Below are 12,548 nucleotides of genomic sequence, written 5' to 3'. Positions count from 1 at the left end.
CGGGATGTCAGTTGTCCGGGGTGGTGTAGCTGGTGTACGGGCGCACCTGCTGGGAGGGCGCGGCTGGACGCAGGTCGGTTCGTGGCAGCAGTTGCCTCGTGCGGCGCGCGCTGATGGCGCGACCGCGCTGGTGCTGTTGAGTCTTGCGGGTGACCGGCCAGCGCATGCGCTGGCGCCGTGCGGCACCAGGTCTGGAACAGGCGGGGTGGCGCATGGTGCGCCGATCGTCGCCCGTGGGCACCTTTCCACGCGAGGCACCGGGTGTGGGCGGCAACGATCGCGCCTAACGGAAATTGAACCGAAGTGCGCTGCCGAACGTCGTCCGTCAACGGCGGCCTCGGTCGGGTCCGACGTCGACCGACGCGCCGAGGAAAGGACCAAGCGTTGCGATGAGCCAGGTTGCCGAGGGCCGGCAGGACCAGATCGCCGCCGTTCACCAGTTGTTGCTGCGCATGGCCGGTCGGTTGCCTGACGAGCTGATTGTCGAAGCCCGGCACTGGCTGGTCGAGGGCGAGTTCGTGGGGATCGCCCAGGCGGTGGTCTTCGCCGCGCTCGCCGCGCGGATCGCGGTGACCGAGGCCGAGGCGGCGCTGCTGTCCGACGTGCTGCGCGCCGCCGGCGAGGACGTGGAGGCGCTGGCCGACCTCGAACGCTCCGATGCCGACCCGCAACCGTTGTACGGAGTGGCGCCGGTCAGCCCCGAGGTGCTGGAGGAGCACGGCCCCGCTGTTCCGTACAGCCTCGACCTGACCGTCCCGTACGACGGACCGGGTGGGCCGGACGAGATCGACGCCGCGGCCGTCGCGGCGATGGCGGCCCTCGCCGCCAGGGCTCCGGTTCGCGCGCTCTGGCGCGTCTGGCGGTTCCCTGCGATGGGCACCGAGTGGCCACCGTCCCGCCGGGTGTATCTGCTTCAGGCCGACGACGAGGTGTCCCTGCCCGGGCTGGCGGCCGGGCTCCAAAACGCGCTCGCTGCCGCCGGGGAGACCCACCCGCAGGTGGAAGCCTTCCTTGACCCGGACGCACTCCCGGCCTATCAGCGGACCTCGCTCGGCTTCTCCGCGCTGCTCTGGACAGCCACGCCGGCGGTGGTACCCCTGGTCGCGCAGGTGTTCGACACCTTCGATCCCGGCTCCGAGCCCGGCTTCGACTCGACGCATCCCCGGCTCGACGAGGCCGAACAGGATCGGGTTGCGGACTACCTCGACCGGGGCGTACCACTGCTGATCGCGCCGGATCTCGCGCCGGACGTACTCGATCCGGAGCGGCCCGAGGTGGTGCCGGCGGTGATCCGGACCGATGGGCGGTGGATCTGGATTGACGCGGCCAGTTACTACCTGCGTGGCTACGGTCTGGCGCCGGACCCCGACTTGCTTGACGAGATCCGGGCCAACGACTATCTGCCACCCGAGGTCGACGCGGTGGCGCTGCACCGGGCGTTGTCGGTGCTCTACGCCACGGCTACCGGTGACGCCGCCGGCTACCGGTGACGCTGCCGGCTACCGGCTACCGGCGACCGCCTGACGCCGCCGACCCTGCCGGAAGGGTCGGCGTAACCACGCTGATTACGCGTACGCGTGGGCACAGGAGTCGCGTCGGAGTGATCCCTCTTTGTGACCGCTGCAGACCAGCGGGTCGGCGCGACTGGCCGCCACCGCGACGCTCACAGGGCTGCCGCTGTCGAGGTCGAAGACGAGGTTCAGCGACTGCGACTGGTCAACGAACGGGGGCTCACGATGACGTGGCATGGCCGTCGAGTTTCGGAGTTACTGCTGGACAGCGGCGGAGATGGGAGCGCCGTTCGGGGCGCGTGTGAGCGGCGGACCGCAGCCACGCCGGATGTGCCGGTCCGAGGTGGCGCTGACGCGAGCAGGCACGACAAATTCATGGAAGTCAACGATCTGACCGGCATCCGACACGCAAACACACTTTCTGTCAATGTGACAAGAAGGCTGTTAACCTGCGAGTATGGCCAAGGATCGATGGATTACGTCAGGCGTACTGCTCACCGTCGACTTGGTGATCCTCACGCTGCGCGACTCACGCCTGCAGGTGCTTCTCGTCGAACGTGGCTCTGAGCCTTTCCTTGGCGCCATGGCGCTGCCCGGCGGCTTCCTGCGCGACCGGGAAGAGGACATCGTGGCGGCAGCCCGTCGCGAGTTGGCGGAGGAGGCCGGCCTTGATGCCGACACCCTGCACCTGGAGCAGTTGGGTGTGTACGGCACTCCAGGGCGGGATCCCCGGGGCCGGGTGGTGTCGGTGGCCCATCTGGCGATCGCGCCCCGGTTGCCGGAGCCGACCGCCGGGACGGACGCGGCGGACGCCTGCTGGCAGCCGGTGGAACTGGTGCTCTCCTCGCGTCTCGCCCTCGCCTTCGACCACCGGCACATCGTGGTGGACGGGGTCGAGCGAGCCCGGGCAAAGCTCGAAACCTCCGCACTCGCCACGGCATTCTGCGGACCCACCTTCACCCTCGCCGAGCTGCAACAGGTCTACGAATCGGTGTGGGGAGTCCAGCTCGATCCAAGAAATTTCTACCGGAAAGTCCAGGGAACAGAGGGCTTCGTGGTGGCGGATGGACCAGTACGCAAGGCAACGACCGGGCGACCAGCCCGGGTCTTTCGGGCCGGTCCGCGCAACGTGTTGTACCCGCCGATGATCCGGCCCGCTGAGTCTGTGGACGAGAGAGGAACAGGCTGATGAACGGTGATCTGGTGGTAATCCTCACGGCGCTCAACCTGGAATACCAGGCGGTCCGGGAGAAACTGACCGACCTACGACTGCACCAGCACCCGGCCGGCACCCGGTTCGAGGTAGGACGCCTCCCCGAAGGGAACTGCCGGGTGGCGTTGGCACTCGTCGGCAAGGGGAATCACCCCGCGGCCGTGCTGGCCGAGCGGGCCATCGCCGAGTTTGATCCGGCCGCCCTGCTGTTCGTGGGCGTGGCCGGTGCGTTGCGACCGAGCATTGCACTCGGCGATGTTGTGGTGGCTACCCACATCTACGCGTACCACGGTGGTACCAGCGAGGACGACGGGCTGAAAGCTCGCCCCCGGGTCTGGGAGATCTCGCACGCTACGGACCAGGTCGCCCGGCACATAGAGCGGGTGGGCGACTGGAAGCGGCACCTCGGGCACGGTGACTCGGTCCCGACAGTTCGGTTCGGACCGATTGCCGCTGGCGAGGTCGTCCAGAATTCAAGGGTTTCCGATCATGCCCGGTGGGTGCGGCAGCACTACAACGACGCTCTGGCGATCGAGATGGAAGCCGCTGGCGTGGCGCAGGCCGCGCACCTGAACGGGTCGCTGCCGGTGATCGTGGTGCGAGGCATCAGCGACAGGGCTGACGGCACCAAGGCGGTCACGGATGGAGAGAACTGGCAGCCGAGGGCGGTGGCCAACGCGGCGGCATTCGCTACCGCCCTCGCCCAGTCGCTGATTGTGGAAGGGCAGGGCGGTCGACCGGCCGCAGGCCGCCAGACGGTGAGGGGTACGGCGATGAGTGGGACCTTCAGCAACAGTGCCACCGGCAATGCCCGGGTCGGCGTACAGGCCGGGCAGGTCAACGGCAACATCCTGGTCGCGTCCGAGCCCGAGGCTCCGGCGAGCCTCAATGAGCAGGTCGCCAGGTTCCGCGAACAGCTCCGGCAGATGCGGATGACCGGGCGGTTGGATGAGGCAACGTACATGGCTGCGGAAGCGGAGCTTCAGGTCGTCACCGAATCCCTGGCCGCCGGCACCGCGCAGAGCAAGAGCGCGCTGATGGTGGCGCTCAAGCGACTGCGTGGCCTGACCGGAGATGTGATGGAACTGGCGGCCAAACTGGCGGCCATCATTGCCTTGGCCGGGAGCACATCATGACCGCTCCACACCCGACCTCGGCCAACATCGCTCGTGATTCGGCGAGCGTCGGCGTTCAAGCGGGCGTCGTACACGGCGACCTCATCTATCAGGTTGCGCCGGACGCCTCGCCGGCGGAGAGGTACCGCAAGGGCGTCCTCCATCTCGACGGCGGCATGCCGGCGAAGGCCCGGAAGCTCATTCACGAGGCCATCATCGAAGGCCACGTGAGCAGTGAAGTTCACTTCCATTGGCTACTGGCCATTCTGAGCGGCCGGAGGCTGCGCCAGTTGTCCGAGGCGGACCTCGCCATGCTGGGTTCAGCCCGACAACTGAACCCCGCCCAGGTCAATGACAGGTGGGCCGAAGGGCTGAGGATGATCGGCCGGCTGCTCGACTCTCTGGGCACGCCGGATTCGGATCTCGACACGGTGATGAAGGAGTTCGACGAACTCGGCCCGGTCCAACGAGACAAGATCACAAGGCATCTTGAGCTCTTCCTGAGCGGACCGATCGAGGATCGGGTCTGGGACCGCGCGCACGACCAGGCCAGGCAGGATCGGGTGAGCAACGACCGCAGGGACCGGGCCTGGATGTTCTTCGAACCGGAACCCGCCGCGCCCCGGGTGCGACAGCCCACACCGCCCATGATCACAATGGTGCACCAGATTCGGGCCGTGGCGGCCACCACCGTACTCGCCGTGGCAGTCGGCTACCTCGGCTGGCTGATCCTTCACGGGGGCACCGCGTCCGCCATCTTTACCTACCTGCTGAGCATCACCGGCGGACTGGTCTGCGCGATCACCGGGCTCGAGTGGAGGTCCCGCACGGCACGAATACGCGCCAAGGACCGGGAGTACTGGGTGCCGCGACAGCCAGCGTCCCAAGCGCCCGGAGACGGCTTCGCTAACGCGGTGGACCGAAAGTTCGCCTACTACTTCGCCAAGTACACGCCGCGGGGTGTGGACCAGCAGCTATGGCTGTCCGAAACCGCCGGGATTCGGCGGAGCCTCCGGGACGAGATTGTCGACGGATACCGGGAGAGTCGAATCCCCGCCCCGAGAATCCACTGGTTGATCCGGTATCGAGTCAGCGATGTGGCAGTGCGGTGGCGGAACGGAACACTAGTCAACTACCGCAGCCAGTTCCGGGTGTCGGTGGCGACGAAGGTGAGTTTCCTCGTCGGCTCCGTGGCGCTTGTGCTGGCCGGCGTCTCGACAATCGGGAGCGCGGTGCAGGCCCGGCCGCTCGGCGGCCTGGTCGCCACGATCCTCGCCCTGGCGAGCGCCCGGATCGCCACAACCGCTTGGTTGCACCTCGTGCTTGAGCACAGGCGTTTCGCGGCCGAGCAGGCCGAGAGTCAACAGCGGCTGGCGGAGAGCTGGGATGCACTACGTCGGTGGCAGAAGAAGCTGGCTCGCAAGCCCGAAGACACCGAGATGGCGGCCTGGTTGGACTTCGACCGCCGAGCCCTCGTCGATGAGGCGATGCGGCACTACAAACTGGCCCCGAGCGAGGTGATCGCCCACGCATGCCTTGAGGCGCCCGCCGCATCGAGCAAGAAGGCGCGAGTCAAGAAGGGGCCCTGGCGATGGTCGAAATACCGACTGCTCGTATTCCTGCTCACCACCGACGGGGTACGCCAGGTAACCGCCGATCTCGACTTCGAGGCGGTGAGCTTCCATAACCGGCAGCGGGCCAACTACCGCTTCGACGCGATCGCCTCGGTTCGGGTGAGTGAGGCGGACAACGACCAGCAGACCTTCGAACTAACGTTGGTCAACGGCCCGCCGATCAGCGTACCGGTGAACGAGCCTCGCACGGAGCAACTGGAGCAGGGTGAAAGTTCACGTGATCTGTCCGAGGCCACGCTGGATGCCAGCGGTCTCCGGAACACCCTGCACGTGCTGGAGGGTATCGCCGCCGAGGGCAAGGAGTGGATCAGACACGAGGACCAGCGGGGCGGCCACCGGATGGACGTGCTCACCTCCGCCGTACGCAACCTTCTGCGCTGATCCTTGGCCGCACGGTCGGCGCTCCCGCTGAAACAGCATTCTGCGAAGAGTCGGTCCAGCCTTGAGCTACCAGAGCGCTGGTGGAGACCCTCAGCGGGAGCGCCGAACCGACGAGAGCTGGTGGACGGGCTGCCAGGCTCGGGAGACGTAGACGGTCATTCACCTGTCACCGCGAGGGTACGCCCGGACGGAAGAATCCGGCGCTCCGCCTGGTATTGGCGACCACGGTTGGCGCGACGTGCTCTCCGGAAGCAGACACGTCACGAGTCAGGGTTCGATAACAGCCTCATGGGCGGATAGGTGTCCGGCTTCGTCGGGCGGAGCCCCGGACGGGGACGTCGAGGCTCGCCGCGCCGAGGCGTTGTTGCGGGACCGGCAGACGCAGGTGCGACGGATGGTTTCCCTCCGTACGACCTACGCCGGGGACGTGAGCAGACGGACCATGTTCGGTGCCGTCGACGGTGCCGCGCTGACCGCCGAGGTCTCGTTCAACGAGGGAACCACCTGGAAGAAGGTCAACGTCTCCGGCAAGGGCCCGGACTCATGGGGCCGGGCTCTTGGTTCCCTGGGGAGGTGCTGGATGCCGGCCAGGTTTCCGGCGCGTCACCCCATTGACATCGCCGCCCGGGTGCGATGACATTCACTTACTTCTATAAGTAAAGTTTTCTATTTAGTGGAGGTGACATGCTCACGCACCGTACAGGCAGGAAGATCCTCGGGACGCTCACCGCAGGGCTGCTCGTCACGGCCGTGATCTACGCCGGCCCGGCGGCTGCCGCACCCGTCCGCTACGAAGCCGAGAACGCGACCATCGGGCAGGGGGTGGTGGAGTCCAACCATCCCAACTTCTCCGGCACCGGCTTTGTGAACACCGATGCGGTCGCCGGCAGCTATGTCCAGTGGACCGTGAACTCCACCAGCGCCGGCACGGCCACGTTCGGCATCCGCTTCGCGAACGGACAAACCGGCGGGCGCCCCGCGGATGTCGCCGTCAACGGAACCGTTGTCGCGCCCGGGCTCGTCTTCGAGAGCACCGGCGCCTGGGGTACCTGGGTCACCAAGAACGTGACGGCGCCGATCAGCGTCGGCAGCAACACGATCCGGATCACCGGCACCACGGCTGCGGGCGGCCCCAACCTTGACTACCTCGAATTCGAGTCCCCGCAGATCTTCACCGATTACCAGGCCGAGAACGCGACCATCTCCCGCGGCCTGGTGGAGTCGAACTGGGCCGGCTACACCGGCACCGGCTTCGTCAACGGCGACAACGTCGTGGGTTCCTACGTTCAGTTCACCGTGAACGTCGGCGCGACCGGCGTCTACCCGGTCACCTTCCGCCACGCCCACGGCTCGGGCGTCAACCGTCCGATGGACATCTCCGTCAACGGCGCCGTGGCCGCCCCGGCACTCGCCTTTCCGTCGACCCCCACCTGGGACACCTGGGCCGACGTCAGCCTGACGCTCAGCCTCACTGCGGGAACCAACACCATCCGGGCGACGGCAACAACGGCCAACGGCGGACCGAACCTCGACCGGCTGCGGGTCACCCAGCCGAGCGACGCCGAGCCACCCACCCCGCCAGGTAACCTTCGTGTCGTCGGTCAGGTGCGGCCCTACGGCGTGGATCTCGCCTGGAACGCGTCAACCGACAACGTCGGGGTCGCTCAGTACAAGGTGTACAACGGTGGCAATGTCATCAAGACCGCCGGTGGCAACATCACCGCGGTCACGGTGGACCTACAACCCAACACCAGCTACGTGCTGAGCGTGCTCGCCTACGACACCAGTGGTAACCCGTCGCAGGGCAGCAACAACCTCAGTCTCACCACGCCACCCAGTGACGACATCCAGGCCCCGACCACACCGGCCAATCTGCGTACCAGCAATGTCAGCGGTACGAGCGTGAGCCTGGCCTGGAACGCCAGCACCGACAACATCGGCGTGACCGGTTACCACGTGTACCGGGACGGCGTCAGGTTCGCCACCGTGCCGGACTTGACCGCCACCGCCGATGCCCTGACTCCGAACACCACCTACGTCTTCAGCGTTGAGGCGTTTGACGCCAACAGCAACGTGTCGCCACGCAGCGCGGGCCTCTCCGTGCGGACCACCGCCTCGGCAACCGGTGGCGATCCGATCTTCGACCGGAACGTCAACACCCAGATGGATCTGCCATGGGGGATAACGTTCCTCCCCGACAACACCGCCCTGGTGGCCGAGCGGGATCGGTTCGAGATTGTTCAGGTGACTCTGAGCGGGCAGAAGACCGTGGTCGGGAGGATCACTGAGGCGGTCACCACCAGCGGCGAGGGCGGCCTGATGGGGTTGGCGGCGTCGCCGAACTTCGCAACCGACCGCTACGTGTACGCCATGCACACCGCGGCGAGCGACAACCGCGTCGTCCGGTTCAAGTTCGAGAACGGCACGATCGGCCCTCGTGAGGCACTGGTCACCGGCATCGCCAAGAACACCTTCCACAACGGTGGCCGGATCAAGTTCGGCCCGGACGGGTTCCTCTACATCGCCACGGGCGACGGACAGGACGCCAACCGAGCACAGAACCTGAGCTCGCTCAACGGGAAGATCCTTCGTGTGACGTCGACCGGCGCCCCGGCCCCGGGCAACCCCTTCGGGACGCGGGTCTACAGCTACGGCCACCGTAATCCGCAGGGGCTGGCGTGGGACTCGCAGGGTCGCCTCTGGTCATCGGAGTTCGGCAACAACGTCTGGGACGAGCTCAACCTCATCGAGTCGGGCAGGAACTACGGCTGGCCGACCTGCGAGGGCTCTTGCAGTGTTTCCGGCATGACCAACCCGGTCCGCCAGTGGGACACCGCGTCGGCGTCGCCCAGTGGCCTTGAGATCGTGAATGACTGGATCTACATGGCGGCCGTGCGTGGCGGGCGCCTGTGGGTCATGAAGATCACGGGTAACACCACCGACACGCCGCGCGCCTTTTTCAATGGCACCTGGGGGCGTCTGCGTACCGTGGTGAAATCCCCCGACGGGGGGCTCTGGCTCACGTCCACGAACAACGACAGGTCCGGTGGTACGCCGAACGTTCTGGACAACAGCATCGTCCGGCTCCGGTTCGCCGCTCCGCCGTTCACGCTGACCAGCACCGCGTTCGCGAACAACGGCACAATCCCGATCAGGTACACCTGTCAACAGGACGGGGCATCAGGCAACGACATCTCCCTACCGCTGGCCTGGGGTCCTGGCACGCTCGCGCCACAGAGTTACGCGCTCGTGGTCGTCGACACGGCCAACTCCTTCAAACACTGGGTGATGTGGGACATCCCGGCCTCCACGACGTTCCTGCCGGAGGGGCTCGGTCTGGGGTTCAACGTGCCCAACCAGTCGCCGGCCAAGCAGAAGGGCGCGGGCAGCGGCAACCAGACGCTGCAGTACTTCGGTCCCTGCCCCGGCGGCGCGAATCATCTCTACGAGTTCCGGCTGTACGCACTGGACGTGGCGACGCTGTCCGGAGTAGGCAGCGGCTCAACGGTTGCCCAGGTCGAAACCGAGATCCTGGCGCATGACCTGGCCACGACGACGCTTGCGGGCAACTCCGCGGCGCAGGCGTAACGGTCCCTGTTCGCCTCGACTGGGGAGTGTGCCCCGGACCGAGGGCCGCAGCGTGCGGCCGGGGCACCGGGTACGACTGAGAGGTCGCGACAGAAGGCGGACCGCCGCCGATCCGGTAGGATCGGCGGCGGTCGGCGGGGTACCGGCCCGCCGGCCGTGGTCAGGCGACGGTCGCCCGCCCAGGCCGCGATCGAGCGGTTGGTCCGAGTCGCCGGTGGGGCAGCCGGTGATGTGATACCAGCACGTATGACTCGGACCTGACCGACGCCGAGTGGGATCTCGTCGAGCTGTGGGGCTTCGGCTCTGGAATGATCTGCTGGCGCAGGCTGGGCGCCCACGGTTCCCGGTCATGCTCGCCGACAAGGGATACGACAGCGCCGGGTTCCGAGCCACCTGTCGCCACCGGTAAACCGCGCCGATGCGATTTCTGACCCTTGACGATTGATACCGTCAGTGTGGCGGTGGGGGAGCCCGCTCGGCGGATTAGCGCTGTCGTCATTGGTGTACTCCGGGTCGTCGCACCGAATGTGTGCCGTATCGCACCTGTCGTGCGATCGGTGGAACTTCCACCAAGCAAAATGTCAAGCCTGGCTTCGCATGCGAGCTGCGGCTCGTACCGTGTTGGTCGCCCGTAGGGCCCGTTTTGCCTAAGGATCTCGACGTCTCCTGGCGACGAAGCCCATGCCGGCGCTGTCCTGCATGTCGCGGTTCTCGTCCCGCTGTCATTTGTGGCAAGGCCGTGACCAGCGGAAACGATAGGCATGCAACTTTTCGTGTGGCGCAACTACTCAGGTGTAACGCCATTTGAGAGAACAGTCATATTGCCACCTACTGAGCAAGATTCGCGTAACGACGGCCGGTGGCAGTATCTCGGCGCGCATTCTCGCGTTGAAATGACCGAGCGAAAGGGAACAGCCTCGGAAACCCTCTCGGGTCGTATATGCCCGAGAAGAAAAACGGGGGCGATGTCCCCCACGAGGAAGAAAACCCTTCCGACCAGCCGCCGAAGCCACCGGCGTACTGGCGGAGGGGGGTCATTAAGGCGACGGCCATCGCGTGCGACTTGGCGGCAGAGATCCTGCAGTCAGGTGGTCGCGATGGCCTCGCCGTGATGGCCAAGGCCACCGCTCACCTGCTACGCCTGGTCGATCTCTGGCTTGGGGAGGACGACCGGAGGTAGCCGCACTGGTACGGGGTCGGCAGCCAGCCGGCCCCGTACCCATCCTCGTTCTCAACGAGATGACTGTCCAGATGTAACGCAGGCATCACGGCAGGTGCGCCATCGTGCGAACGACTCAAAGTCGGCATCGCCACCTGATGGAATGCGCAGGTCACATGGCGTTTGGGAACTTCCTGTACGGAAGCTCGCGTGGTGATTGTTCACGGCCAAGCCGGCAGGTTCCGGAGGTCAGCTTCCGAGTAGTTCGATGAGCGTGTGGTCGGCCTGGGCCAGGGTCGGCGGGCTAGACATCGGACTTGTCATGATTCGCCGGCAGTGGTCGAGTTCGACGTAGATTTCGCCGCCGGTGTTGTTGGCTGCCCGCAGTACGGCGAATCGGTCTGCCGGGCTTGAGCACTCCTGCGCCGGGGGCATCGAGGTCACCGTCCGCACGATGACCTCGCGTCGCTGTTCCGGGAGGAGTAGGCCGTAGTCGAAGGTTCCGCCGACATCGGGTGTTCCCTGACGATCGGCCGGTACCCGGAACACACACAGACGCATCTGCGACGTGGGCTCGAAAGGAAGTGATACCTGGCCCGGAAGCGCGCGGGGCGCCGGGCCACTGGTCTCGATGGCCACCATGTCCTTCCACTCCTGGGTACAGCCGGAGATGGCGGCCCCGGACGACAAGGTCTCGCGTATGACCTTCTCCTTGACGGTGGTCAGCCGCAGGGCGCGTACGGCCTCCTCCACCTCAACGCGTGCCTTCCCACAGCCGGTCGTGGGGAGCCCCGGTCGGATCCAGCGGCCGTCGTTGTCGAGCAGTAGCAGGTTCGGCACCCAGGGCATGTCCGCGGTGCAGGCGTCGGGGATGTTCGTTTCGTCGGGCAGCCGCAGTGCGGCGAGCAGTGCGGTCAGGTCGGTGGCCCGGCCCTCGGTCAGGACCAGGTCCTCCCCGTGGTCGGCGCGTCGTTTCGGTTCGAGTTGGCAGTGGACCGCGACGGTGGCCGCGAAACCGGGGTCGAGGCGCGGCAGGATGAGGGCGTCCGACGGTGGTCCGCCGATCTCCATGGGTGCGTCGGTCTCGCAGGAGGTCCAGGCCGATTGAACCGCTGGAGTGCCGGTCACCGTCGCGAAGGGTCGCCCCTGCATGTTGTCAGCGGATGGCTCGGACATCCTGCCCGTGTCCTCGCAGGCGGCCATGACGGCCAGGGCGGCCAGCATGGTGAGCCCTTTGACGACCGCGCGCATGTCACTCCTTCACCAGCACACGCCACAACTGGTCTGAGCTCGACGACGTTGGTTGCGATCCGTATCCCACCAGTCGTCACGCTTCCAGCCATCGGCCCATCGCCGGTGGCGATGGCGGAGACCAACGAACCTGTTGCCCATGGTTCAACGAGCACCGGGGCTCCAGGTGGCGTCCGCGGCGACCTGGCCAGCCGCCGTTCGCCCTCGGCTGTGGCGGGGGTGCGGTCTCTTCCTTGGCCCTACCACTCGCCGGAACCCGAATCGACGTCACGCCCGCCGTAAGGCGGTGACCTGCTCCTGCTCGATGAGGTGGCGTGCGAGCGCTTGAATGCCGACCGCGTGCGCGGCCTTGATCAGCACGACGTCACCAGGCCGGGGTCCGGCGCGGAGTGCGTCGGCCCGTCGCAGCGGCAACAGCATCCACATCGGACGCGCCTGACCATCCAAGATCTATAGCACTCGGCTCGGTGTGGTTCGCTAGGTAACGGGTGTACGTCCGATACCGGCGCGAGGACAACAACGTGGAGATCCGGCCGGGTGGTCGAAGGCCACTGCCGCTACGACACTGGCGGGGAGGAGCAGAGTCGGGGGGGGGGGGCCCCCCCCCCCCGCCCCCCCCCCCCCCCCCCGCCCGGGCCGCCCCCCCCCCCCCCCCCCAACACGCGGGGGAAAAACAAGAAGGGGGGGGGGGGGGGA

At 66.8% G+C, this 12,548-nt stretch carries 9 protein-coding genes; 6 read left to right on the top strand and 3 right to left on the bottom strand.

Annotation, left to right across the window (positions count from 1 at the left end):
• Positions 1-389: 389 nt before the first annotated feature.
• Positions 390-1,490: a hypothetical protein gene (locus ACIBF5_RS31195; protein ID WP_396816472.1), complete on the top strand. Its 1,101-nt coding sequence runs from the start codon at positions 390-392 to the stop codon at positions 1,488-1,490.
• A 75-nt stretch (positions 1,491-1,565) separates the two neighbouring features.
• Here ACIBF5_RS31195 and ACIBF5_RS31190 read toward each other — a convergent pair whose 3' ends face one another.
• Positions 1,566-1,748, bottom strand: coding sequence for a hypothetical protein (locus ACIBF5_RS31190; protein WP_396816471.1), 183 nt, complete (start codon positions 1,746-1,748; stop codon positions 1,566-1,568).
• 220 nt (positions 1,749-1,968) lie between these two features.
• Between ACIBF5_RS31190 and ACIBF5_RS31185 the strand changes: the two genes are divergently transcribed.
• The 5 genes from ACIBF5_RS31185 (at position 1,969) to ACIBF5_RS31165 (ending at position 9,442) form a co-directional block, all read left to right on the top strand.
• The gene (locus tag ACIBF5_RS31185; protein WP_396816470.1) at positions 1,969-2,700 is read left to right on the top strand and encodes an NUDIX domain-containing protein; all 732 of its coding nucleotides are present in this window, start codon (positions 1,969-1,971) and stop codon (positions 2,698-2,700) included.
• A complete protein-coding gene (locus ACIBF5_RS31180; RefSeq protein ID WP_396816469.1) occupies positions 2,700-3,860 on the top strand; it encodes a purine phosphorylase in 1,161 nt (386 codons plus the stop codon). Before ACIBF5_RS31185 ends, ACIBF5_RS31180 begins: the two co-directional genes overlap by 1 nt.
• Positions 3,857-5,854, top strand: a complete 1,998-nt coding sequence (locus ACIBF5_RS31175) for a hypothetical protein (protein WP_396816468.1) — start codon at positions 3,857-3,859, stop codon at positions 5,852-5,854. Before ACIBF5_RS31180 ends, ACIBF5_RS31175 begins: the two co-directional genes overlap by 4 nt.
• A gap of 427 nt (positions 5,855-6,281) precedes the next feature.
• The gene (locus tag ACIBF5_RS31170; RefSeq protein WP_396816467.1) at positions 6,282-6,491 is read left to right on the top strand and encodes a hypothetical protein; all 210 of its coding nucleotides are present in this window, start codon (positions 6,282-6,284) and stop codon (positions 6,489-6,491) included.
• Positions 6,492-6,538: 47 nt separating this feature from the next.
• Positions 6,539-9,442, top strand: coding sequence for a PQQ-dependent sugar dehydrogenase (locus ACIBF5_RS31165; RefSeq protein WP_396816466.1), 2,904 nt, complete (start codon positions 6,539-6,541; stop codon positions 9,440-9,442).
• 1,408 nt (positions 9,443-10,850) lie between these two features.
• On the opposite strand, the gene ACIBF5_RS31160 is transcribed toward ACIBF5_RS31165, so the two are convergent.
• Together ACIBF5_RS31160 and ACIBF5_RS31155 are read right to left on the bottom strand one after the other, a co-directional pair.
• Complete coding sequence (locus tag ACIBF5_RS31160; RefSeq protein ID WP_396816465.1) at positions 10,851-11,852, bottom strand: hypothetical protein; 1,002 nt, start codon at positions 11,850-11,852, stop codon at positions 10,851-10,853.
• A gap of 267 nt (positions 11,853-12,119) precedes the next feature.
• The gene (locus ACIBF5_RS31155) at positions 12,120-12,278 is read right to left on the bottom strand and encodes a hypothetical protein (protein ID WP_396816464.1); all 159 of its coding nucleotides are present in this window, start codon (positions 12,276-12,278) and stop codon (positions 12,120-12,122) included.
• Between the last annotated feature and the right edge of the window lie 270 nt (positions 12,279-12,548).

It is taken from the genome of Micromonospora sp. NPDC050417 (assembly GCF_044458865.1).
Classification (GTDB): Bacteria; Actinomycetota; Actinomycetes; order Mycobacteriales; family Micromonosporaceae; genus Micromonospora_G.
The sequence above is the reverse complement of the archived record's forward strand: the minus strand, read 5'-3'. Positions and strand labels throughout refer to the sequence as shown.

Coding starts and splice junctions, on each gene's coding strand:
- ACIBF5_RS31195 (WP_396816472.1), top strand. CDS start 390: ATGAGCCAGGTTGCCGAGGGCCGGCAGGACCAGATCGCCGCCGTTCAC.
- ACIBF5_RS31190 (WP_396816471.1), bottom strand. CDS start 1,748: ATGCCACGTCATCGTGAGCCCCCGTTCGTTGACCAGTCGCAGTCGCTG.
- ACIBF5_RS31185 (WP_396816470.1), top strand. CDS start 1,969: ATGGCCAAGGATCGATGGATTACGTCAGGCGTACTGCTCACCGTCGAC.
- ACIBF5_RS31180 (WP_396816469.1), top strand. CDS start 2,700: ATGAACGGTGATCTGGTGGTAATCCTCACGGCGCTCAACCTGGAATAC.
- ACIBF5_RS31175 (WP_396816468.1), top strand. CDS start 3,857: ATGACCGCTCCACACCCGACCTCGGCCAACATCGCTCGTGATTCGGCG.
- ACIBF5_RS31165 (WP_396816466.1), top strand. CDS start 6,539: ATGCTCACGCACCGTACAGGCAGGAAGATCCTCGGGACGCTCACCGCA.
- ACIBF5_RS31160 (WP_396816465.1), bottom strand. CDS start 11,852: ATGCGCGCGGTCGTCAAAGGGCTCACCATGCTGGCCGCCCTGGCCGTC.
- ACIBF5_RS31155 (WP_396816464.1), bottom strand. CDS start 12,278: ATGTGGATGCTGTTGCCGCTGCGACGGGCCGACGCACTCCGCGCCGGA.